Consider the following 22,677-nt stretch of genomic DNA (forward strand, 5'->3'; position numbering starts at 1 on the left):
TCACGCCGACGTGTACGCGACGATGCCGCGTCGGACGGAGTCGAGGGCCGTGCGGGCGGTTCGCGCGAGCTGAGGGTCGGCCACGAGCGAGATCTGGTCGAGCAGGTCGATGGTCTGCTTCGCCCAGCGGACGAAGTCACCCGCGGCCATATCGGCCAGGGTCAGGACGCTGTCGAGCGGCAGGCCTTTCGCCCACGCATGCATGGCCGGAGCGAGACCGGACGCGGGCGACTCCGACCCCGGGAGGCGGTGGTCGCGCTCGAGATCATCGAGCTCTTGCCAGAGCGTCTGTGTCGCGTCGAGGGCGCCGCGGAAAGCACCCCGAGGCAGGCCCCGCTCCCCCGGTCCCGCTTCGTCTCGGCGCGGCTCGTACACGAGGCAGCAGGCCAGTGCCGCCAGCGACGGCGCGTCGAGCTCATCCCAGAGCCGCTGACGCAGTGACTCGGCGACGAGGAGATCGCGCTCTCCGTAGATGCGCCGCATCGTCCGTCCCGCGGGCGTGAGGATGGTCGCTCCCTCGTCGTCGATCGCGACGTATTCGAGCGCCGCGAGGACCTCGACGACGCGGTCGAACACCCGCGCGACGGTACCGGTGCGCTGGTCGATCTGCTGTCGCGTCTTGTCGGTGGTGCGCTTGAGCTTCCAATAGCGCTCCGCCCAGCGCGCGTGGGCTTCGCGATCGGGGCACGAGTGGCACGGATGCCGCTGCATCCGGCGCCGGAGCGACTGGATCTGCTGCTGTCGCTCGTCGCGCAGGCGACGGGGAGCCGTCGCATCCCGACGATTGATCTTCTCGAGGTCGCTGAGCTCGCGGCGGATGGTCGAGTACTCGCGGAAGTCGCCGCGGTCGCAGGTCATCGCCTGCTCGTAGCCGGCGAGGGACTCCTCGGCTTCCTTCACCTGGCGGGCCAGGCCGACGACGGAGCGATCGGCCTGGAACTGCGCGAACGACGACTCGAGGATCTCGCGGGCCCGAGGACGACCGAACTGATCGATGAGATTGACCGCCATGTTGTAGGTCGGGCGGAAGCTGGAGTTCAGCGGATACGTGCGCCGTGAGGCGAGAGCCGCGACCGACTGCGGGTCGAGACCCTCGGTCCACTGCACGACCGCGTGCCCCTCGACGTCGATACCGCGTCGCCCGGCGCGACCGGTGAGTTGCGTGTACTCCCCCGAGGTGATCGCGACGCGCGCCTCCCCGTTGAACTTCTCGAGCTTCTCCAGGACGACGGTACGCGCGGGCATGTTGATGCCGAGAGCGAGGGTCTCGGTCGCGAACACGACCTTGACGAGCTTGCGTCGGAAGAGTTCCTCGACGACCTCTTTGAACGCGGGAAGGAGTCCCGCGTGATGCGAGGCCATTCCCCTTTCGAGGTTCTCGCGCCACTCCCAGAAGTGCAGCACCGCGAGGTCTTCGTCCTTCAGCGTGAACGTCAGCTCGTCGACGATCTGACGGATCTCGGCCCGCTCCTCGGCCGAGGTCAGACGCACGTTGGCCCGACGCAGTTGCTGCACGGCGGCGTCGCACCCGGCGCGGCTGAAGATGAAGAAGATCGCGGGCAGCAGGTGGCTGCGTTGCAACAGCTCGACGACCTCGGGGCGGTCGATACGTTCGATGCGCGGGCCCTGTGACGCCCGCACCGGCTTCTGCCCGCTCCACCCCTGACGACGCCCACCCGCGTGGCGCTGCGAGCGATACTCCTGCGCGCGCCGGTTGTTCTCGTAGCCGCCCGAATGTCCCCCGCGAATACGAAGGAGCTCTTGATTCACCTGTGCCGTGGCGACACCCGCACGGTCGTCGAACAGCGGGAGCAGGTCGCCTCGCACCAGCACGTGTTGCTCGAGCGGCACCGGACGCGTCTCCGACACGATGACCTCGGTGTCGCCGCGTACGGTGTCGAGCCAATCGCCGAACTCCTCGGCGTTCGAGACCGTCGCCGACAGTGAGACGAGCTTCACCGATCGCGGAAGGTGGATGATCACTTCCTCCCACACCGCGCCGCGGAAGCGGTCGGCGAGGTAGTGGACCTCATCCATGACGACGAACCGCAGTCCGCGCAGGGCGGGAGAGTCGGCGTAGAGCATGTTGCGGAGCACTTCGGTCGTCATCACGACGATGCGCGCAGACGCGTTGATGTTCGTGTCGCCGGTGAGCAGACCCACGGCGTCCTCGCCGTACGTGTCCTGCAGCTCGTGGAACTTCTGATTGGACAGGGCCTTGATGGGGGTGGTGTAGAACGCCTTGTCGCCGGGCTCGAGCATGGCGAGGTGGATCGCGAACTCGCCGACGATGGTCTTCCCCGCCCCGGTGGGCGCGGCGACGAGAACGCTCCGGCCGTCTTCGAGCGACTGGCATCCGGCGATCTGGAAGTCGTCGAGCTCGAAGTTCTGCGCGTCGGCGAAATCCGCCGTCCGCGGGTGGGCGGATCGGGCCGAGGCACGCGCGAAGCGATCGGCCGGGCTGAGTCCGCTCACGCGGTCGGCCCTGGCAAGCCCTCCGCGGCGAGGCGGCGCGCCTTGCGGCGGTCGAAGAGCATGGAGACACCCGCCGCGGCGAAGAACAGCACGACCAGGATGCCGGCCAGCATGAGCATGCTGACGACGTCGGCCGCGGGGGTGGCGAGGGCGGAGAACAGGGTCGCGATGAGGACGGCGACGCGCCACCCCTTGAGGATCGCCTTGCCACTCATGATGCCCGCGACGTTCAGCGCCACGAGGAAGACGGGAAGCACGAACGCCACCCCGATGACCAGCATCAGCTTGAAGACGAAGTCGTAGTAGTCGGCCGCGTTGTACAGGTTCGCCGCGCCGTCGGGAGTGAAGCTCCACATGAGCTCGATCACGTGGGGAACGATGAGCACGCCGACGTAGCACCCGGCGAAGAACAGCGGAACGGCGGAGGCGACGAAACCCACCGTGTAGCGGATCTCTTTCCGCGTGAGCCCGGGCATGATGAACGCCCAGATCTGCCAGAGCCAGATCGGCGCGCTGAGGAAGATGCCGATCGAGAAGGCGATCCGCATCCGCAGATCGAAAGCGGCCGTGACCGCGGAGAAGTTGATGGCCGAGAGATTGTCGCCGCGTCGAGCGGCGATGACGCGCACGGGTTCGGTGATCCACTCGATGATCGGCGAGGTGATCGCGAAAGCGATGATCATGCCGACGATCAATGCCGCCGCGGCGATCATCAGGCGCTTGCGCAACTCGATGAGGTGAGCGCCGATCGACATGCGCTTGTCGCGCCGCGGCCCCTCGGGCACGTCGATCCGCGGCGGTCCTGCGGTTGTCACGTGTTAGATGGAGGAGTCGTTCGGCTTGCGCTGCTCGGGAGCGGTGGCCGAAGCGGTCCCGACCTCGGTCGCGCGCGGCGCATCCGGCGCGTCGGCGGGGACCTCGTCGTCGCGCTTCATCTCTTTCATCTCGTTCTTGAAGACACGAGCAGACTGCCCCACGCTCTTCGCGAGGGCGGGAAGCTTGGTCGCACCGAACAGAAGAAGAAGGACCGCGAGAATGATCAGGAGATGTACTCCGGTGAATCCCTGCAACATGATGACTCCTCAGTCGATCTCGGGCGTAATCGTCAGTCTAACCCGATGATCCGCCCCATAGCCCGGAACAAGGGCAACCTTCACCCCAGAAATCAACCCGCGTACTGGGCGAGACCGGCGGCGGCCCACGCAGCCGCCGCGCGGCGCGCGCCCTCCGGCTCGAGCAGTTCGACCTCGCCGCCTCGGCGGGCTGCCAGTCGTTTGAGACTCTGCTCGTCGGCGAGACGGAGCGAGGCGATCGACGCCTCGCCGTCGTCGGCGATCTCAGCGCGTTCGAGATAGTCGGCCAGAAGAGGTGCCACCTCCCGGGGGAAGCGGAAACGCGCCACGACGTCGTCGTCGGAGGGGGCGAAGAGCTCGGGCACGGGGTCGGCTCCGTGCAGGGCCGGGATGTCCGTGAGGGCGGGATCGCTCACCCGGTCGAGGTGAAACGTCCGGACGGCTTGGCGCAGGTGACACCATCCCTGCAGGTACCACTGACCCGTGGAGATGTGCACCTTTATCGGATCCACCGTGCGCGTCGTCGGCCCCGCTCCCGGGGCCCGGTAGGTGAAGGTCACCGCCACCCGCGCGCGGAGCGCACGATCGACGACGTCGCGGACGCCGTCGACGGGACCCGGAGCGACGATGACCGCAGGAGGAGCGGAGGAGGCTCCGCGGGCGAGCTTGGCCAGCAGACCGACGATGAGTTCGTTGTCGCCGACCCCCGGCAGGGTCCGCGCAAGCTGAAGGCCGGCGAGAAGGGCCGCTGCCTCGCGAGCGGTCAGACGCGGCGAACGTTCCAAGCCCACCGTGTTCGTCATCGCGATGATGTCGTCGCGCTCGAGCAGATCCCAGTCGATGTCGAACAGCTCGTTCGGCAACTGCCAGAAGCCGCGCTCGCCGGGGAGTCCGATCACGGTGAGACGCTCGACCATGGCCCGCATCTGGGCGGGGGGAACGTCGAACTCGGCAGCCGCCTCGGTGACCGAGACCTCACCTTTGCCGATGAGGTACGGCACGAGCTGCAGCAACAGGGCGGCGCGGTCCAGCGCCGGGAGGGACCGTTCTCCACTCATGCGGCGCCGCCGTGCAGAGCGATCGTGGCCTCGAGCCGACGCACGACTTCCTCGCGGAGGGCCGGAGGGTCGACGACGCGCACCTCGGGGCCGTATGACGCCAACTCATCCGCGAACACGTGCAGGTCGACGTACGGAACGACGACGCCCTGCGGCGCGGGAAGAGCGCGGCGCGCGAGGCGCAGGGCCGCCTCGGTCCCCGGATGCACCTCGAGAAGGGCCCGTTGCCGGTCCGCGACCTCGCGCAGACCGGCCAGAGCGCGCTCCCCCGCTCCCTGCCGCAGCGCGGCGGGGAACTTCTCCCGCGTCAAGGACACATCGCCGATGACCCGGGAGAGCAGGAACGTGCGATCGGCATCCATCGTCAGATCGAAGCCGTACACGTGCCAGCGCGCCTCGTACTCGACCAGCGCCAGCGGGCGGATCCGTCGCTCACGCGGGCGCGCTTCACCCGGTCGGAGATAGGTGAAGGTCGCGACACGGCACTCCTCGATCGCGCGCTGGAACGCGGGGAACGACGCATCGCGGACGCGGATGCGCGGCGCGTACCCGATGATCGGTTCGTCCACGGCGATACCGAGGGCGCGGATCTTCCGGAGGCCGCTACGCGCGTCGGCCGACAGGGACTCGCTCCCCCACACATCGCCCGCGATGTTCAGCAGAGCGATCTCCGCGGGGCTGAACGTGATGTCCTCGGGGAGGGCGTACTCCGCCGTCGGGACCCGGTACCGCGCTTCGCGGAGGTCGTCGGGGTCGCTGCGTTCACCGATCGTCTCGATCGGCACGCCGAGACCGCGCAGGTTCTCCTTGTCGCGCTCGAACATCTTCTCGAGGGCGTCTTTCGACGCTCCGGCCTCGAGCTGCTCGCGGTATCCCGCCACCGACGACAGGATGGTCTCCTTCGTCAACCCCTGCTCGGTCGCCATGAGGGCGACGACGAGGTTGACCAGTCGCTCCTCGGGAGCGTTCCTGGAGGTGGTGGCGGGCACTCGCCCATCCTAGGCGCGGCGAGGCCCCTGCATCCGCTCGGGACCGTGCGGTCAGCCGAGGGTGCCGAGGATGTCGACGACGTAGACGAGCGCCTTGTCCGCCGGCGCACCGAGGGCCTGCTGGTCGTCGGACGTCTGGTCGGCGGGGACGACCACGAGCACCTGCGAGCCGACCGTCTGACCCTCGAGAGCCGACGCCAGGGCACTCGGCAGCTTCGAGACCGTGGCCTGCCCGGGCGCACCGTTCTCCCACGTCGATGCGAAGGTCGTCTTCGCGCCCCACGCGACACCCACCAGGTGGATCATGACGCTCGAGTCCGCCGCGAGCACCTCGCCATCGCCCTTCTTCAGCGTCTCGGTCCGAACGTCGGTGGGGGCGTCGTTCTGCGGGAACGAGATGCCCGGCCGACCGTCGGGAGCGCGCACCACGGAGGGCATGCCGGTGCCGGTGTTGAATTGATCGACGCCGTCGGCCGCGGGCAGGAACACCTTGCGCATGTCGACGACGAAGACGCCCGGCGCTCCCTCGGGCAGCCCGAGTCCCCGTGCCTTGTCGGCCGGGATCTGGTCGCCGGGGATGGCGACAGCCACGCGGGAGCCCTCGGCAGCGCACTGCAGGGCCGCCGTCAGCCCCGGAACGCTCGGCTCGAGCGCCGTGAGCGAGGTCGACTTCGTGAGATCGGAGCTGTACTGCGTGGCGATCGCCGTCTCGCCCGTGACGCCGTTCATCACCGTCACGTTGACGAGCGCGAGCTGTCCGGGCTGCGTCAGCTTCTCGCCGTCACCCGCGATGAGCGTGTCGACCGCCGACTGGGTCGGCAGGAAGGGGCTGCGCAGGCTCACCGTGGGCGCCGCGCCCAGGTCGCCGCTCGCCGAGATCGCCGCTGACAGGGCGGGATCGGCGGTCGGGGTCGGACACGAGGCCCCGGCGGAGGCGGAGCAGCCGACGAGACCGAATCCGGCGAGGGCGGTCACGGCGACGAAGGCGGGGAGTCTGCGCACCGGAACAGTTTAGGGCGTCGCGTCCGATGAATCCGCCGAGGGCGTGGCATCCTGCCGCTGCCGAACGCCGTCGGCCGCCTTCTGCGCCTCTCGCACCCGCTTGCGCAGGTTCTTGTCGGTGATCTCACGATCGCCGACGGCCCCCGGGGTCCACAGCTCGACGTCCTCGTCGCCGTAGCTCGACTTCGACGCGCGCCGCTTGACCTCGGGCGGCACCGCGCCCGGCGCCAGACGACGGGCGGTCAGCAGGAAGCCGGTGTGGGCGATCATGCGGTGATCGGGACGGACCGCGAGTCCCTCGACGTGCCAGCCGCGGACCATGGTCTCGGAGGCATCCGGGTCGGTGAAGAGTCCGGTCGCGCGGATGTACTCCGCGACCCGGCTGAGCTGGGTCGCCGTCGCCACGTAACACAGGACGACACCGCCCGGGGTGAGCGCGTCCGCGGCGACGTCGATGCACTCCCAGGGCGCGAGCATGTCGAGCACCACGCGGTCGACCGATGCCGGCTCGACAGCGGTCGGGAGGCTCTCGACGAGGTCGCCCACCACCACGTCCCAGGTCGAGGGGGCGCCACCCAGGAAGGTCTCGACGTTGGCGCGGGCGACGTCGGCGAACTCCTCACGCCGTTCGAACGAGACGAGGCGACCCGCCGGTCCGATCGCTCGCAGCAGCCACAGGGACAGGGCACCGGAGCCCACGCCGGCCTCGACCACCGTCGCACCCGGGAAGATGTCGGCGGCCGACAGGATCTGCGCGGCGTCCTTGGGGTAGACGATCGCGGCTCCCCGCGGCATCGACATCACGAAGTCGCGGAGCAGCGGCCGCAGGGCCAGGTAGTCGTGACCCGCGCTGTTGGTCACGACGCTGCCGTCGGGCGCGCCGACGAGCAGCGAGTGCTTCAGCACGCCGTTATGCGTGTGCAGCTCGCCGTCTTCGCGCAGGGTGATGGTGTGCAACCGCCCCTTGGGGCCGGTCAACTGCACGCGATCGCCGACCCGGAACGGGCCGCTCAGGTGCGGGGTCTCACTCATCGGGTCTCCTGGGTGGTCGTGTGCGGGAGCGACGGGATGCCGAGGCTCGAGAGTCGGGAGGCATGCAGGTCGCGCAGGTCGGCGGTCGAGCGTCCCTCCAGGCTCGGCCAGAGGGCGTCGGCGCCCAGGCCGTCCAGGGGCACCATGAGCGGGACCCCGAGAGTGACGGCGCCGCTGGCGATCGCCGAGCGCAGACCGTTGGGCGAGTCCTCGATCGCCACGGTGTCGGCCACGTCGACGCCGAGAGCGGCGCACGCCTGGAGGTAGGGGTCGGGGTGCGGCTTCGGGCGCTCGACGTCGTCACCCGCGACGACCACATCGAAGGCGGGGAAGTCGATCAGATCGATGACCGAAAGCGCCATGCGACGCATCGACATCGTCACCAGCGCCGTCTTCACGCCATGACGGCGGAGGTCGGCCAGAAGCTCCCGGGCACCCGGGCGGAACGGCACGCCGACGACCGAGAGCTGGCGCAGCACCTCGTCGGTGAGGTAGGCGATGATCTCGTCGGTCCCCCACGGCACGCCCGCGTTCTGCAGCAGCCGAGCGGAGTCCTCGAGGGCGAGCCCCACCATGCCGAGAGCCTGCTCGTGCGACCACGTTCCTCCGAAGCGCTCGACCAGCGGCGTCTCGGCGGCCATCCAGAAGGGTTCGGTGTCGACGAGTGTGCCGTCCATGTCCCAGAGGACAGCGGCGGGCGCGGAAGAAGTCATCGTTCCATCGTATCGAGGGCGCCGCCCGCGGCCGATCCGGCGGCGGCGCATGCGCCTATCCTGGAACCCAGCCCTTTTCGGGGCAGAGGAGGTCGCGTGGACGCACTGGGTCGCCGGATCATCGTCGCCGCTTTCGACGGCTGGAACGACGCCGGAGAGGCGGCGTCCGCCGCCGCGTCTCTGCTGCGCGCCGGCACCGAGTACGAAGTGGTGCACGCCGTCGATCCCGAGCTGTACTTCGACTACCAGTACACGCGTCCGCAGATCGGCCTCGATGCGGAGGGACACCGCACCCTCACCTGGCCCGAGGCGCGGTTGCTGCGGCCGGTGCAGCGCTCCGACGACGCGGAGATCTGGTTGCTCGTCGGCGTCGAACCCGCGCGCGCATGGCAGGCCTTCGCCGCGGAGTTCATCGATGTCGCGCTCCGGGAAGACGTGACGGGGTTCGTCGCGCTCGGGTCGATGATGTCCGACGTGCCGCACACTCGCCCCATCTCCGTGTTCGCGGGCAGTGACAACGAGAGCGTCCGCCAGTCCCTCGATCTCGAACGGAGCCTGTACGAGGGGCCGGTCGGAATCCTGAGCGCGATCGGTTACGCGGCCGAGGGCGTCGGCATCCCCACGGCCAGCCTGTGGGCGAGCGTGCCGCACTACGTCGCCGGCCACACACCCTCACCCAAAGCGACCCTGGCCATCCTCGACCGTCTGCAGTCGATCACCGGGATCGACGTTCCGCGCGGAGACCTGGCCGCCGAGGCCGTCGCATGGGAGGCCTCGATCGACGCCGCGGCCGCCGACGACGAAGAGATGAGCGAGTACATCCGTCAGCTCGAGCAGACGCGCGACACGTGGGACTCCCCCGAGGCATCGGGGGACGCGATCGCGCAGGAGTTCGAGCGATACCTGCGACGCGGGGGCGAGGGCCCGTCCAAACCCGGTCGCGACGACCCCCCGCGTCGCTGACCGCAGACGACGACGGCGCCGTCCCCTTCGGGGCGGCGCCGTCGTCGTGAGCGGACGGTTCTCAGCTGGTGATGACCGTCGAGACGGCGGGGATGACACCGAGCGAGAGCAGCACGATGATCAGGATGCCGAGCGCCACCCGGTAGATCACGAAGGGCAGGAAGCTGCCCTTCTTCAGGTACTGCATGAGGAACGCGATCACGAGGTATCCCACGACGAAGGCGATCACCGTCGCGAGGGCCGTCTCCCCCAGGTTGTAGGGACCGGTTCCCTCGTCGAAGCTCTTGTAGAGCTCGTACAGACCGCTCGCGAACACCGCCGGAACGGCGAGCAGGAACGAGTACTCCGCCGCCGCGGTGCGCTTGTAGCCGAGCGCGCGCCCCAGGGTCGTGGTCGCTCCCGAGCGCGAGACGCCCGGGACCAGAGCCAGGGCCTGCGCGAAGCCGAAGGCGAAGCCGTGGCCGACGGTGAGGTCGTCGAGGTCGCGGCGACGCTTGCCATAGTGGTCGGCGACGCCCAGCAGGACGCCGAAGACGATCAGGACGATCGCGGTGATCCACAGGCTCCGGAAGTTGTCGCGGATCAGGCTCTGCAGCAGGAACCCGAGCACACCGATCGGCACGGTGCCGATGATGATGTACCAGCCCATGCGGGCATCCGGGTCGCTGCGCGGCACGCGGCCCGTCAGCGAGAGGAACCAGCGCGAGAGCACGCGGACGATCTTCTTGCGGAAGTACAACAGCACCGCGAGCTCGGTACCGATCTGCGTGATGGCGGTGAAGGTCGCGCCCGGATCGGTCTGCGACGGGAGGAACTCGCCCACGATGCGCAGGTGAGCGCTCGAAGAGATGGGGAGGAACTCGGTGAGGCCCTGAACGAGCCCCAGGATGATGACCTCGAGAATGTGCATACGGTCCTTCAGTACGTCCGGATGAGGTCGGCGAGAACTCGTCGACCGAACTCGAGCGCGTCGACGGGGACGCGCTCGTCGACACCGTGGAACATCCCGGTGAAGTCGAGATCGGCGGGAAGTCGCAACGGCGCGAATCCGTAACCGGAGATTCCGAGGCCCGCGAGGGCCTTGTTGTCGGTGCCGCCGCCCATCAGGTATGGAATGACCGGTACACCGGGGTCGTGCCGGTCGAGTTGCGCGACCATGGCGTCGACGAGGTCGCCCGAGAACGGCACCTCGAGGCCGATGTCGGTGTGGACGACCTCGATCTCGATGTGGGGTCCGACGATCCGGCGGATGTCGTCGAGCGCGGCGCGTTCGGTTCCGGGGAGCACGCGCACGTCGATCAGCGCCTCGGCGCGGTCGGGGATGACGTTGTGCTTGTATCCCGCGGTCAGGCCGGTGGGGTTCGTCGTGGTCCGCAGCGTCGAGCGGATGAAGCTGGATGCCGCGCCCGTACGCAGAGCGAGCGCATCGGGGTCGCCCGCGTCGTCTCCGGTGATCTCGGCCAGGCCGGCGAGCAGTCGCGTGGTCGTGTCGGTCAGGCGCACGGGCCACGCCGTGCGGCCGAGCGCGGACACCGCTTCGGCGAGGGCGGTGACCGCGTTGTCGGGATGCAGGCCGCTGCCGTGCCCGGCGCGACCGCGCGCGATGAGCTTGATCCAGATGAGGGCCTTCTCCCCCACCTGCAGCAGGTACGCCCGGCGATCACCGACCGCGATCGAGTAGCCGCCGACCTCGCTGATCGCCTCCGTCGCACCGGCGAACCATTCGGGCTTGTCCTTCACGACCAGGGCAGACCCCTCGACGCCGCCGTTCTCCTCGTCCGCGAAGAACGTCACGATGATGTCGCGCTCGGGCTGCTCCCCCGCGCGCAGCACGTCGGCGACGGAGGTGAGGATCATGGCATCCATGTCCTTCATGTCGACCGCTCCGCGACCCCACAGGATGCCGTCGCGGATCTCGCCGGAGAACGGGTCGACGCTCCAGTCCTCGGCGACGGCCGGAACCACATCGAGGTGGCCGTGCAGGACCAGGGCGGGCTTGTCGGGGTTGCGTCCGGGGACGCGCGCGCTGACGTTCGTCCGCCGCGCGATGGGCTCGTAGTACTCGGTCGACAGGCCCAGCCCCTCGAGGTAGGCCCCGACGTACTCGGCGGCTTCCCGTTCTCCGTTGGAGCGTCCGCCGCCATAGTTCGAGGTGTCGAACCGAATGAGGTCGGACGCCACGCGGGCGACCTCGGGTACGTCGTTCTCGAGCTCGGGCATGCGCTCTACGGTACCTGTGGCCGGGGCCGTCGACCGTCGCATGTCGCTGCGCGACGGGCGCGTCGGCGCGGCCGCGAGGAGCCGCTCGTCCCGTGCCGCGCCCGGGGTGCGACGTCGGTTCGAGACGGGCCTGCGATCGTGGTAATGTCGTTCCTCGTTGCGCAAGCGACAAACACCCAATGCGCGGGTGGCGGAATAGGTAGACGCGCTAGCTTGAGGTGCTAGTGCCCGTATTAGGGCGTGGGGGTTCAAGTCCCCCCTCGCGCACAGACGACAAAGACCCCCGGGGTTCATCCCCGGGGGTCTTTATCGTTCCTGCGGGAGCGGGAGGGCTTCGGACCCATTCTGGGTTGGGCCCACGCCGCCGGAGGCTCCGCGAGCCGCGCAGCGGCGCGTGGGGTGTGGCCCACGCCGCCGGAGGCTCCGCGCGCCGCGCAGCGGCGCGTGGGGTGTGGCCCACGCCGCTCGGAGCCACGCGTACCCGGCATCCGGTCCCCGCTCGTGATACCGAGGAAACACCCATGTGACGCGGCAGCCCTAGCGTCGGGGACATGTACCGCTTCCACGTGCCCACGATCGACATCTCCGCCTGGGTCGGGCCCGGCTCGCCCGACGCGCGCGCCGCCGTCGCCGCCGCCGTCGACCACGCGTGCCGCACCGTGGGGTTCATGCAGATCGTGGGTCATGGCATCCCGGATGCCGTCATCACCGGTCTGACGGAAGGGATCGACGAGTTCTTCGCGCTGCCGCTGGATGCCAAGAAGGCGTACGTACGGCCGGCCGGCGAGAACCGCGGATACAGCCCGCCGAAGAGCGAGTCGCTCAGCTACAGCCTGGGCGTCGACCCCATCACCCGGATGAATGACTTCTTCGAGGCGTACAACATCGGGACCTCGGCGGCGGAGTACCCGGGCAGCACGGCGACTCCCGACGACCACGCCGCCAACACGTGGCCGGCCGAGACCACGGTGTTCGAGCCCGCGGTGACCGCGTACTACGCCGAGGCGCGCCGGGTCGCGCACACGCTGACGCGGGTGTTCGCCGCGGCGCTGCGCGTGCGCGAAGACTTCTTCGACGATGTCACCGACCACTCCATCGACGTGCTGCGCATGAACAACTACGCCCTTCCGCCGGGCTCGATCGAGCTGGGCGGCGAGCTCACAGGCATGGGCGAGCACACCGACTTCGGGCTCGTCACGGTGCTGTGGGCCGATCAGGTGAAGGGCCTGCAGGTGCTCGGTCAGGACGGGTCGTGGAACGACGTCTCCCCCGCCGACGGCGCCCTGCTGGTCAATCTCGGCGACGTCGCGGCCCGCCTGACCAACGACAAGTGGATGTCGACGCTGCACCGGGTCAAGCCGCCGGTCGTGGATGGCACGATCGAACGCCGCCGTTCGGCCGCGTTCTTCCACGACGGCAACGCCGACGCGGTGATCGCTCCCCTGCCGCACTTCGTCTCGGCCGAGGCCCCGGCGCTCTACGATCCGGTGACCGTGCGCGAGCACATCGCGGCGAAGCTCGCCGGGTCGCGCGCGGGGCGCAAGAATGTCAGCGCCGTGCGCGAGGCCGCGCGGGTCACGGCGAGCCGCGTCTGAGCGCCCTCTCGCGCGGGCGGGCGCCGGCCGCGCGGTACCGCACGCGGTCAGCCCGCTGACACCCCGAACAGCAGGCCCAGCACGTAGGTGACCGCGGCGGCGCCGAAGCCGATCGCGAGCTGGCGCAGGCCACGCTTCAGCGGCGAGCCACCGGAGAGCAGACCGACCATCGCTCCCGTGCCCATGAGCGCCAGCCCCACGAGAGCCAGCGCCACCGCCACCGCGGCGAAGCCCGACAGGCCGAAGATCCACGGCAGCACCGGGATGATCGCCCCCGACGCGAAGAACAGGAAGCTCGACACCGCGGCACCCCAATCGCTGCCCACGACGTCGTGCGACGACTCCCCCGGCGCGGCCCCCGCGGGTGCCTGCCCGGCCTGCGCGGCAGTCACGACCTCGCGCGCTTTGTCGAGGGCGGCGTCGGGATCCATGCCGCGCGTGCGATACACGAGCGCCAGCTCGTTGGCATCCAGATCCAGGTGCGGCAGGGCCGAGTCGGCGAAGTCGCTCTCTTCGGTGGCCTTGAGCAGCTCGCGCTGCGACCGCACCGACACGAACTCCCCCGCGCCCATCGACAGGGCTCCGGCGAGCAGACCGGCGATCCCGCTGAACAGCACGAACCCGGGAGCGACACCCGTCGCTCCGATGCCCATCACGAGGGCGAGATTGGAGACGAGTCCGTCGTTCGCGCCGAACACGGCGGCCCGGAAGGTTCCGGACAGGCGACGACGACCGCGCGCGGCGAGCCCGCGCACGACCTCGTGATGCACGCGCTCATCGGCAGCCATCGCGGCCGTCGCGTAGGGCTCGTCGGCATACGGCGAACGCGCCTCGGCATTCTGGGCGAGCGCGAGCACGAAGATCGAGCCGAAGCGGCGCGCCATCCACGCGAGCAGCCGCGTGCCGATCCCGGGGGCGGGCAACCGCTGCGGCTGCTCCCCGAGCAGATCGATCCAGTGCTGCTCGTGACGCCCCTCAGCCTCGGCGAGAGCGAGCAGGATGTCGCGCTCCTCGCCCGTTCGGCGGGCGGCGAGTTCGCGGTACACGCGGGCTTCGGCGCGTTCATCGACGAGATAGCGCGCCCAGCGGCGGCGATCGCGGGCGGTGGGTGTGGCGGGGGTCGACACGGGTGCTCCTTGGGGTCGTCCCCCACCGTAATGAGCCGGAACCCTTCCCCCGGGCGCGTCGGCCACACTGACAGCATTTCGGGGTTCCGAAGCGCGAGGCCGCGCGGACGCCGCGGGGCGAATACCCGCGGGTCGAGGGCCGCGAAACCGCGGCGCCACGCAGGCGCCGCGACGGGCAGCGCTCAGGAGCGGACGCGCTTGCGCAGCAGGTCGATACGCGCCTGCAGCTGCGCCACGGTGGCGTGCGAGACCGCCGGACCCCCGCAGATCCGCCGCAGTTCGGCGTGCACGAGACCGTGCGGTTCGCCGGTCTGTCGCGCGTAGAGGCCGACCATGGTGTTCAGCAGCTGGCGCTGCTCCTTGAGCGTGCGGTGCAGGGGGGCAGGCAGGCCGCCCTCGTCGACCGACGCCGGCTCGGTGCCGCTGTCTTTCTCGTTCGCCTCTCGGGTCGAGCGGTGGCGCGACTGCCGGGTCGCCCGCGACATGAGGACCTCGTGCACCTGCTCGGGCTCGAGAAGACCCGGGATGCCGAGGAACTCCTCCTCCTCGATGGTTCCGGGCACGGCGAGCTGGCCGAACTCCTGCCCGTCGAAGAGCACGCGGTCGAAGTGCGCCAGGGAACCGAGGGCCTGGTACTCGAACTCCTGCTCGAGCGCGTCGGAGGCTTTGTCCTCGCGCTCGGCGGCATCCATCATGTCTTCTTCGGCGTTCCACTGGTCTTCCGCGTCGCTGTCGCGGTCGAGGGCGTGGTCGCGCTGGGCCTCCATCTCACCGGCCAGGGCGAGCAGCTGCGGAACGTTCGGCAGGAACACGCTCGCGGTCTCACCGCGACGGCGGGCACGCACGAAACGGCCGATGGCCTGGGCGAAGAACAGGGGCGTGGACGCGCTGGTGGCGTACACGCCGACGGCCAGGCGCGGCACGTCGACCCCCTCCGACACCATGCGCACGGCGACCATCCAGCGGCTCGTGCCTTTCGAGAACGTCTCGATGCGCCCGGACGCCTCCGCTTCGTCGGAGAGGACGATCGTCACCTTCTCGCCGCTGATGTCCTCGAGGATGGCGGCGTACGCGCGCGCGGCGGTCTGGTCGGTGGCGATGACCAGGCCCCCGGCATCAGGGACCGTCTCGCGCACCTCGGTGAGGCGGCGATCGGCGGAGCGGAGGACGGCCGGGATCCAGTCGCCGTTCGGGTCGAGCGCGGTGCGCCACGCCTGGGAGGTGATGTCTTTGGTGTTGTCCTGCCCGAGCTGGGCTTCCATCTCTTCGCCGGCCTTGGTGCGCCAGCGCATCTGCCCCGCGTAGACGAGGAAGAAGACGGGGCGGACCACCCCGTCGTCGAGGGCGCGCCGGTAGCCGTACGCGTAGTCGGTGCGCGAGAGGCGGATGCCCTTCTCGTTCGGGTGGTACTCCACGAACGGGATGGGGGCGGTGTCGCTGCGGAACGGCGTTCCGGAGAGCAGCAGACGTCGCGTCGCCCGGTTGTACGCCTCGCGCAGGGCGTCGCCCCAGCTGAGCGCATCGCCGCCGTGGTGCACCTCGTCGAGGATCACCAAGGTCCGGGCATCCATCGTCAGACGCTGGTGGACCTCGGCCTTCACCGCGACCTGCGCGTACGTGACCGCGACGCCGTGGTACTGACGCGACGGCGTGGCGTGGCGGTTCGAGAAGAAGGGATCGAGTCGGATGCCGACGCGCGCCGCCGCCTCGGCCCACTGCGTCTTGAGGTGTTCGGTGGGGGCCACGACGACGATGCGGTCCACGACGCCGCGGCGCATGAGCTCGGAGGCGAGGCGGAGGGCGAACGTGGTCTTTCCGGCGCCGGGGGTGGCCGCCGCGAGGAAGTCGCGGGGGCCTTTTCCCTCGCCGTCGGGTCCGTCGAGACCGAAGTACAGGTCGAGAGCCTCGGCCTGCCACGCGCGCAGGCGCTGGGCGGTACCCCACGGGGCGCGCTGCGGGAACGAAGGCGAGAGGTGCTCGGCGGCGAAGGACCCGAAGTGGGGCTCGGTACCGTCGAGGTCGCCATGGACGCTCGCGTCGGGGATGGCGCCGGGGGCCGGTTCGTCGGCGACGGGTGCAGTGGCGTGCGCGGGCTCGGGGGAAACGGATGCCGCCGCTGCGGCGACGGAGCCGGGTTCGGGCCGCGCGGGCGGCGCGAGGTCCTCGGGGCCCGGGACAGGTCTCGCACTCGCGGTCAGCCCGGGGCTCGCGATCGGTCCGGGGCTCGCGACGGGTCCCGGGCTCGCGATCCGCGGCGCGACCGTCGCGGTGTCGGACATACGCGTCTCACGGGCGCGAGTGCCGGACGGAACATCCTGGTGCGGAAGGTTCGTGGTGCGGGCTTCTTCTTCCAGCATCGAACCTCCATCCCTCGCGAGCGCGAACATCAACGATAGGTCACCGCCGAGGGGTCCCGCTCCGGGCTGGGGACGGTTCTCGCGTCCGACCGGCGATAAACGTCGTGCGCGGGAAACGATGGCTCTCCGGCTCATCGTCCGCTCCGAGCACCGGCCTTCCCGCCCGTCGCGGGAAGGCCGGTGGGCCCCTCAGAAGCTCGTGATGACGACGCGGTTGATCTTCGGATCACGCAGTGACGCGTACCCCTCCTGCACCTCGTCGATCGAGATCGTCTTGGACACGAGCTCGTCGAGCTTGTACCGACCCTGCAGGTAGAGCCGGGCGATCATCGGGATGTCGCGTTTCGGGTTGGTGGAGCCCATGTAGACGCCCTCGATGCGCTTGCGTCCGCCGAGCATCTCGAGAGACGAGACCTCGAGCACGTTGGCCGGGTCGAGCACGCCGATCAGGTACAGCCCGCCGCCCTGGGCGAGCATGTCGAAGCCGGTGCGGGTGACGCCGGGCGCTCCGACGAAATCGAACACGTGGTCGGCTCCGAGCCCGCCGGTGAGGTCTTTCACCGCCTGCACGGGGTCGACCTCGCGGGAGTTGACGGTGTCGGTGGCGCCGAAGGACCGCGCCGTCTCGAGCTTGTCGTCGGCCACGTCGATCGCGATGATCCTGCCTGCGCCGGCGATGATGGCCCCGCTGATGGCGTTCAGGCCCACCCCACCGGTGCCGATGACGGCCACAGTCTGCCCGGGGCGGACGTTCGCGGTGTTCATGACAGCCCCTGCGCCGGTGACGACGCCGCAGCCGAGCAGAGCCGCCTGGGGGAACGGCATCTCGTCCGGCACCTTGGCGAGCTGGTTCTCGTGGATGAGCGCGTACTCGGCGAAGCCGCCGAGACCCATCCCCTGGGTGAGCGCGTGGCCGTCGGCATCCGTGAGTCGACCGTCTCGCAGGGTCGTCTCGGGGTGCAGACACAGGTTGACGTTGCCGGTCAGGCATTGCAGGCAGGCCCCGCAGTACTGGACCAGGCAGCCGACGACGTGGTCGCCGAGGGCGACGTCGGTGACCTGATCGCCGGCGGCGACGACGACCCCGGCCACCTCGTGCCCGAAGAGGGCAGGCACGTCCGTGCCGAGGTTCGTCGACTGGGCCAGCTCGTCGCTGTGACAGAGCCCGGAGGCCTTCACCTCGACGAGGACCTCTCGACCGACCGGGTCGGAGACGGTGACGTCCTCGGTATGGAAACCGCCCCCGAACTCCCGAACAACTGCTGCCTTCATTGGCTGGCCCTTCTGTGAGAGATGACTGTCGGACGTCATCCGGAAGAACGGGAGGACGTCGATCACCTCGCACGCTACTCCTGTTTTATAGACACTTGTCCATAATCATCCCCAACCCCCAGGATGGGACGATGACGACCGACCAGGAGGGCCGACGACGCCAGCTCGCGGTGGCGTCGGACCCGCGCGCGGCACGCACCCGGCAGAGCATCATCACCGCCTGTCGGGAGCTGCTCGAAAGCGATCGGCCGGTCACCGTCGCCGCCGTCTGCACGCGGGCGGGCGTGGGGCGCAGCACGTTCTACACGCACTTCGCCACGGTGGGCGACGTGGCGGTGGCCGCCGTCGATCGCCTCTTCGACAGCCTCGTCGCCGACGACATCGCACGGCGGACGGGATCGGGTCTGGAGAGATCGGTCATCGTGCGCGCCGGCCTGACCGACCTTCTTCGAGCCGTCATCGCCGAACGGGCCTTCTTCCTGTACGCGCTCTCCGCCCCGGCGACGGAGCACGTGCGGGACCGGTTCGTCGCCGACCTCGCCGTGGGTCTGCGGGCGACGATCCGTACCGAGAGACCGGATGCCACCGAGGCGTTCCAGCGCACGGCGGCGGACTTCACCGCGAACGGTGCGGTCGGCGCGCTCCTGGATTGGTTGGCCGACCCGGCGGGGCGCAGCGCGAGCGACATGATCGACTTCCTCGCCGAGCTCCTCCCCCGCTGGCTGATCGACGGACGACCCGGCGAGGTGGAAGAACAGGCACGCGGCTGACACTGTTCGCGGTGTCAGGGGCCGGGGTTAGCCTGGGGGCCGGAGGTTTCGATGACACTCGATCCGCACTCGCCCCGCACCTCGCCCTCGCCCGACAACGCCGGCCCGCACCCGTGGCGGCGCTACGTCGCCCTCGGCGATTCGTTCACCGAGGGCATCGGTGACCCGCTGCCCGACGGCGGCCATCGGGGATGGGCCGATCGCGTCGCCGAGGTTCTCGCCGCGCAGGTCGACGACTTCGCGTACGCCAACCTCGCCGTCCGCGGCAAGCTCATCGGTCAGATCGTCGCCGACCAGATCGAGCCCGCGCTCGCGCTCAAACCCGACCTCATCACCTTCTCCGCCGGCGGCAACGACGTCATCCGCCCCGGGACCGATCCCGACGCGGTCGCGCGGCAGTTCGAGGACGCCGTTGCGCGCCTGCGCCGCGACCACGCCACGGTCGTCGTGTTCACGGGCATCGACACGGAGTTCACGCCCGTGTTCCGCGGCATCCGGGGAAAGGTCGCGATCTACAACGAGAACATCCGCGCGATCGCCGACGCGTACGACTGCGTCGTCGCCGATCAGTGGGGCCTGAAGGAGGTGCAGGACATGCGCTTCTTCGACGATGACCGCCTGCACTACAACTCCCTCGGCCACCACGAGGTGGCGCGGATGGTGTTGCGAGCGCTCAACGTCCCGAACGACCTGCAGCCGATGCAACCCGAGGCTCTGGCGGCCACCACCTGGCGCGCTGCGCGCGAGAAGGACCTCGTCTGGGCGCGGGCCTATCTCGTGCCGTGGGTGCTGCGGCGCCTGCGCCACCAGTCGTCGGGCGATCACGTGCTCGCCAAACGCCCCGAGCCCCTGCCGGTCGTGACGCTCGCCCCGGGTCCGGATGCCGCGGCCTCCCGCGGGACCCAGGTCTGAGGCCGGGTCGACGCGGGGAAGCATGACCCGGGTCCGCCGACCGGGACGCCGTCGTCGAGAGAACGCCCGATGCGTCACCCGGACGCTCGCGCCGCGCCTGCGGGCGCCGCATCGGCCCTCGCCGCCGCGAGGGCCGAGAGCGTGCGCCGGCTGAGGACATCGGCGATCGTGACCGTGACTCCGCGGGCAGCGAGAGCGTGCGTGAACGAGACGAGGTCGATACTGTCCATCCCCGCGTCGAGGAGGTCATCGTCTCGATCGACCGCGTGACCGAGCACCGCGTCGGCTGCCTCGGCGAAGACGTCGACGACAGGGGACGACGAGCGCGGAGCGTCCGGCGTGATCGCCTGCAGCGCCCGCGTGTCGAGCTTGCCGTTCGCGGTGAGGGGCAGTACCTCCACCAGCACCGCGTCGGCCGGGATCATGTACCCCGGAAGAACCGCGGCGAGCGTCGTGCGGAGGGAGACGGCATCGGCGAATCGTGGGAGGGGACCGGGGTCATCGGTGACGAGGAACGCTCGCAGCACCGTGCCACGGGGGCGTTCTCTCGGCAGGACGGCGGCGTCGCGCACCCCGGTCAGGCCGCGGAGGGCGGCGGCGACCTCACCGAGCTCGATGCGATGCCCGCGGATCTTGACCTGATCGTCGGAGCGGCCGAGGGAGGCGAGTCGACCGTCGGGGCGCAGGCGGACGAGATCGGCGGTGCGGTACATGCGCCCCCCGTGCCGGAAGGGGTCGGCGACGAAGCGTTCCGCGGTGAGGGCGGGGCGCGCGGCGTATCCGCGAGCGAGCTGCGGTCCGGCGAGGTAGAGCTCGCCGACCGCTCCCACGGGCGTCCGCCGCAACCGCCGGTCGAGCACGTACGCGTGCATCCCGGCGACCGGGCGCCCCAGCACGACCTCGTCGGTCTCGCTCATCACGGCCGAGACGGCATCGACCGTCGTCTCGGTGGGTCCGTAGAAGTTCATGGCGCGCACCGGAGACTCCCCGAGCGCGCGCCACGCGTCGCGACCGACCGCCTCTCCCCCGAGCCCCAGCACCCGCAAGCGCTCGTGGACCGGGCTGTCGGGGGCAAGGCACGCGTGCAGAGTGGGCGACAGCTCGACCATCGTGATGCCACGCCCGAGGATCTCGGCCTCGAGGCGGGCGGGATCGCGCAGAGTGTCGGCATCCAGGAGCTCGACACGGTGCCCTGAGAACAGAGCCAGCAGCGGCTGCCACGAGGCGTCGAACCCGAACGACCACGCGTGACCGACGGTCAGTGTCGCCCGTGCGACGCCGGCGTACGCCCGTTCCGCGTGGTCGGCGTGCAAGGCCACGATGCCGCGGTGCGTGGCGATGACGCCCTTGGGTTCGCCCGTCGACCCCGACGTGAAGATCATGTACAGCGCGTCGTCGGGGTGGATGACGGTGACGGGCGGGGCGGCATCCACGGGCTCGACCGCAGGAACGTCGAGCCAGGGAGAGACGCCGATCACCGCGCGCGGATCGGCGAGGCGTCGGATGGCGTCGAGACGGGTGTCGGGCAGCTCCGGGTCGAGGTAGACCGCGCATGCGCCGGCCCGAGCGATGCCGAACAGCGCCTCGACCACCTCGATCGAGCGCGGGAGGGCGATGCCGACGACGTCTCCCGCGCCGATTCCCGCCGCCCCGAGACCGGCGGCGATGCGCGCGGTGCGGTCGTCGAGCTCGCGGTATGTCCACGCGCGGTCGCCGTCAGCGAGGGCCACGTCGTGGGGTCCGGATGCCACGGATGCGGCGAGCAGCTCGGGAACGGTGCGGCCGTCGTCCGGGGCGGTGGCGTCGACGCGACCCCCCGCGCACGCCTCCCCCGCCAGACGCGCCCACGCCGCCCGGTCCACCGCGCGTTCCGCCCGGACGTCGTCGACCCGCGCAGCAGGGCTCGCGACGATCTCGTCCAGCGCCGCTCGCCACAGATCGGCGAGCTCTTCGGCCGAGAAGCCGACGAGTTGGGCGGCGCGCACCTCGACGTCGACGACGAGGCGTCCGTCGATGACCGCGGGGGCGATGACCAGCGGATAGTGCGTGAGGCTGTGCGCGTCGGCGTGACGGACAGCGGCATCCGGGGCGAAACCGGTGCCGTCATGACGCGAGACCGGGGCGTTCTGGAACACGAGCAGGGTGTCGAAAAGGGCTCCGGCGCCGGCGGCACGGGCGATCGCGCGGAGTCCGGGATGCGCGTGCGCGACGTCGACGGCGAACTCCGTCTGCAGCCGCTCGAGCACGGTGGACACGGGGGTCTCGTCGAGGGTCACCCTCACCGGCACCGTCGTGATGAACAGACCCACCATGCGCTCGCTGCCGACGAGCTCGGGGTCGCGTCCCGACACGGTGGTGCCGAAGACGACGTCGTCACGGTCGGTCAGCCGCGAGAGCATGACGGCGGTCGCGAGCTGCGCGAGGGTGTTGAGGGTCAGGTCCCGCGCGCGGGCGAACGACAGCAGGCGTTCGGTGTCGGCTGCCGACCACCGACGCTGCTCGATCGTCGCCTCTCCGAACCGCCCGTCGCCGGGCTCGGTCGCCCGGTCGGCCAGCTGCAGCGGCACGATGTCACGCAGACGCGACCGCCAGTGCTCGCGGGCGGCGTCATCGTCCTTCTGCTGGACGTGCAGCACCTGATCGCGGAAGGGACGCACCGCCGGCAGCGACGCGCCGGCGTAGGCCCGCTGGATCTCGTCGATGACGATGCCGAACGACCATCCGTCGAGCGCGATGTGGTGCCCGGTGAGGACGACGTCGTCACCCGCGGCGGCGTGGACGAGGCTCACACGCAGGAGGGGTCCGGTGCGCACGTCGAATCCGCGCCGACGCTCCTCGGCAGCGACGATCACACCGTCGCCGGGGCGCTCCTCGACGGGGATCGTCCCGTCCGCCGGGATGAGATGGACGGGGTGCGGCAGCCCCTCGTCGACGAAACGCCCGAGCACGACCGGATGACGCCTCGCGACGGTGTCGACCGCGGAGCGGAGGCGGTCGGCATCCAGGCGTCCGTCGAGCTCGAGGCGCACCTGGATGACGTACGCGTCGTCGGTCTCGGCGGCGAGGGCCAGCATGCCGCGCTGGAGCGGAGTGGCCTGAAGGACGTCGGCGATCATCGG

The 22,677-nt window shown here is 70.2% G+C and carries 18 protein-coding genes and 1 tRNA gene; 5 read left to right on the plus strand and 14 right to left on the minus strand.

What is annotated here, in order from left to right; genetic code table 11:
• From PIR02_17685 to PIR02_17720, 8 genes are all read right to left on the minus strand, one after another.
• Complete coding sequence (locus tag PIR02_17685; protein WZH36560.1) at positions 1–2,475, minus strand: DEAD/DEAH box helicase; 2,475 nt, start codon at positions 2,473–2,475, stop codon at positions 1–3.
• Positions 2,472–3,230 (minus strand): twin-arginine translocase subunit TatC, encoded by a 759-nt coding sequence (gene tatC / locus PIR02_17690; GenBank protein WZH39040.1) that lies wholly within the window; start codon positions 3,228–3,230, stop codon positions 2,472–2,474. The genes PIR02_17685 and tatC overlap by 4 nt, the downstream gene beginning before the upstream one ends.
• Before the next feature lie 63 nt (positions 3,231–3,293).
• Complete coding sequence (gene tatA / locus PIR02_17695) at positions 3,294–3,548, minus strand: twin-arginine translocase TatA/TatE family subunit (protein ID WZH36561.1); 255 nt, start codon at positions 3,546–3,548, stop codon at positions 3,294–3,296.
• Between the two features lie 92 nt (positions 3,549–3,640).
• Positions 3,641–4,606 (minus strand): WYL domain-containing protein, encoded by a 966-nt coding sequence (locus tag PIR02_17700; GenBank protein WZH36562.1) that lies wholly within the window; start codon positions 4,604–4,606, stop codon positions 3,641–3,643.
• Positions 4,603–5,595, minus strand: coding sequence for a WYL domain-containing protein (locus PIR02_17705; protein WZH36563.1), 993 nt, complete (start codon positions 5,593–5,595; stop codon positions 4,603–4,605). Before PIR02_17705 ends, PIR02_17700 begins: the two co-directional genes overlap by 4 nt.
• Positions 5,596–5,646: 51 nt before the next feature.
• Positions 5,647–6,597, minus strand: coding sequence for a hypothetical protein (locus tag PIR02_17710; protein WZH36564.1), 951 nt, complete (start codon positions 6,595–6,597; stop codon positions 5,647–5,649).
• Between the two features lie 9 nt (positions 6,598–6,606).
• A complete protein-coding gene (locus tag PIR02_17715; protein ID WZH36565.1) occupies positions 6,607–7,629 on the minus strand; it encodes a tRNA (adenine-N1)-methyltransferase in 1,023 nt (340 codons plus the stop codon).
• A complete protein-coding gene (locus tag PIR02_17720; GenBank protein ID WZH36566.1) occupies positions 7,626–8,342 on the minus strand; it encodes an HAD family phosphatase in 717 nt (238 codons plus the stop codon). The genes PIR02_17715 and PIR02_17720 overlap by 4 nt, the downstream gene beginning before the upstream one ends.
• Positions 8,343–8,438: 96 nt before the next feature.
• Between PIR02_17720 and PIR02_17725 the strand changes: the two genes are divergently transcribed.
• A complete protein-coding gene (locus tag PIR02_17725) occupies positions 8,439–9,305 on the plus strand; it encodes a PAC2 family protein (GenBank protein ID WZH36567.1) in 867 nt (288 codons plus the stop codon).
• Between the two features lie 61 nt (positions 9,306–9,366).
• Here the strand turns inward: PIR02_17725 and PIR02_17730 are convergent, their stop codons facing one another.
• Together PIR02_17730 and PIR02_17735 are read right to left on the minus strand one after the other, a co-directional pair.
• Positions 9,367–10,215 carry an undecaprenyl-diphosphate phosphatase gene (locus PIR02_17730; GenBank protein WZH36568.1) on the minus strand — a complete coding sequence of 283 codons (849 nt, stop codon included), beginning with the start codon at positions 10,213–10,215 and terminating at the stop codon, positions 9,367–9,369.
• A gap of 8 nt (positions 10,216–10,223) precedes the next feature.
• Positions 10,224–11,525, minus strand: a complete 1,302-nt coding sequence (locus PIR02_17735) for a M20/M25/M40 family metallo-hydrolase (protein ID WZH36569.1) — start codon at positions 11,523–11,525, stop codon at positions 10,224–10,226.
• A 181-nt stretch (positions 11,526–11,706) separates the two neighbouring features.
• On the opposite strand from PIR02_17735, the gene PIR02_17740 reads away from it, so the two are divergent.
• Together PIR02_17740 and PIR02_17745 are read left to right on the plus strand one after the other, a co-directional pair.
• Positions 11,707–11,792 (plus strand) — tRNA-Leu (locus PIR02_17740).
• Positions 11,793–12,076: 284 nt separating this feature from the next.
• Complete coding sequence (locus PIR02_17745) at positions 12,077–13,120, plus strand: 2-oxoglutarate and iron-dependent oxygenase domain-containing protein (GenBank protein ID WZH36570.1); 1,044 nt, start codon at positions 12,077–12,079, stop codon at positions 13,118–13,120.
• A gap of 47 nt (positions 13,121–13,167) precedes the next feature.
• Here the strand turns inward: PIR02_17745 and PIR02_17750 are convergent, their stop codons facing one another.
• The 3 genes from PIR02_17750 to PIR02_17760 form a co-directional block, all read right to left on the minus strand.
• Positions 13,168–14,247, minus strand: a complete 1,080-nt coding sequence (locus tag PIR02_17750; protein ID WZH36571.1) for a VIT1/CCC1 family protein — start codon at positions 14,245–14,247, stop codon at positions 13,168–13,170.
• A 182-nt stretch (positions 14,248–14,429) separates the two neighbouring features.
• Complete coding sequence (locus PIR02_17755; protein WZH36572.1) at positions 14,430–16,604, minus strand: DEAD/DEAH box helicase family protein; 2,175 nt, start codon at positions 16,602–16,604, stop codon at positions 14,430–14,432.
• 189 nt (positions 16,605–16,793) lie between these two features.
• Entirely contained in the window at positions 16,794–17,876 is a 1,083-nt protein-coding gene (locus tag PIR02_17760) for a Zn-dependent alcohol dehydrogenase (protein ID WZH36573.1), read from the minus strand.
• A gap of 131 nt (positions 17,877–18,007) precedes the next feature.
• On the opposite strand from PIR02_17760, the gene PIR02_17765 reads away from it, so the two are divergent.
• Together PIR02_17765 and PIR02_17770 are read left to right on the plus strand one after the other, a co-directional pair.
• Positions 18,008–18,646: a TetR/AcrR family transcriptional regulator gene (locus PIR02_17765; GenBank protein ID WZH36574.1), complete on the plus strand. Its 639-nt coding sequence runs from the start codon at positions 18,008–18,010 to the stop codon at positions 18,644–18,646.
• A 51-nt stretch (positions 18,647–18,697) separates the two neighbouring features.
• A complete protein-coding gene (locus PIR02_17770; GenBank protein ID WZH36575.1) occupies positions 18,698–19,558 on the plus strand; it encodes an SGNH/GDSL hydrolase family protein in 861 nt (286 codons plus the stop codon).
• Positions 19,559–19,632: 74 nt separating this feature from the next.
• Here the strand turns inward: PIR02_17770 and PIR02_17775 are convergent, their stop codons facing one another.
• A complete protein-coding gene (locus tag PIR02_17775; GenBank protein WZH36576.1) occupies positions 19,633–22,674 on the minus strand; it encodes an amino acid adenylation domain-containing protein in 3,042 nt (1,013 codons plus the stop codon).
• Positions 22,675–22,677: the final 3 nt, after the last annotated feature.

Source organism: Microbacterium enclense (assembly GCA_038182865.1).
In the GTDB taxonomy this organism is placed as follows: Bacteria; Actinomycetota; Actinomycetes; order Actinomycetales; family Microbacteriaceae; genus Microbacterium; species Microbacterium enclense_B.

What these genes read in the sequence shown, in the direction of transcription:
- tatC (WZH39040.1), bottom strand. Translation starts at nt 3,230, where the DNA reads ATGTCGATCGGCGCTCACCTCATCGAGTTGCGCAAGCGCCTGATGATC.
- tatA (WZH36561.1), bottom strand. Translation starts at nt 3,548, where the DNA reads ATGTTGCAGGGATTCACCGGAGTACATCTCCTGATCATTCTCGCGGTC.
- PIR02_17700 (WZH36562.1), bottom strand. Translation starts at nt 4,606, where the DNA reads ATGAGTGGAGAACGGTCCCTCCCGGCGCTGGACCGCGCCGCCCTGTTG.
- PIR02_17715 (WZH36565.1), bottom strand. Translation starts at nt 7,629, where the DNA reads ATGAGTGAGACCCCGCACCTGAGCGGCCCGTTCCGGGTCGGCGATCGC.
- PIR02_17720 (WZH36566.1), bottom strand. Translation starts at nt 8,342, where the DNA reads ATGACTTCTTCCGCGCCCGCCGCTGTCCTCTGGGACATGGACGGCACA.
- PIR02_17730 (WZH36568.1), bottom strand. Translation starts at nt 10,215, where the DNA reads ATGCACATTCTCGAGGTCATCATCCTGGGGCTCGTTCAGGGCCTCACC.
- PIR02_17735 (WZH36569.1), bottom strand. Translation starts at nt 11,525, where the DNA reads ATGCCCGAGCTCGAGAACGACGTACCCGAGGTCGCCCGCGTGGCGTCC.
- PIR02_17745 (WZH36570.1), top strand. Translation starts at nt 12,077, where the DNA reads ATGTACCGCTTCCACGTGCCCACGATCGACATCTCCGCCTGGGTCGGG.
- PIR02_17755 (WZH36572.1), bottom strand. Translation starts at nt 16,604, where the DNA reads ATGCTGGAAGAAGAAGCCCGCACCACGAACCTTCCGCACCAGGATGTT.
- PIR02_17760 (WZH36573.1), bottom strand. Translation starts at nt 17,876, where the DNA reads ATGAAGGCAGCAGTTGTTCGGGAGTTCGGGGGCGGTTTCCATACCGAG.
- PIR02_17765 (WZH36574.1), top strand. Translation starts at nt 18,008, where the DNA reads ATGACGACCGACCAGGAGGGCCGACGACGCCAGCTCGCGGTGGCGTCG.
- PIR02_17770 (WZH36575.1), top strand. Translation starts at nt 18,698, where the DNA reads ATGACACTCGATCCGCACTCGCCCCGCACCTCGCCCTCGCCCGACAAC.
- PIR02_17775 (WZH36576.1), bottom strand. Translation starts at nt 22,674, where the DNA reads ATGATCGCCGACGTCCTTCAGGCCACTCCGCTCCAGCGCGGCATGCTG.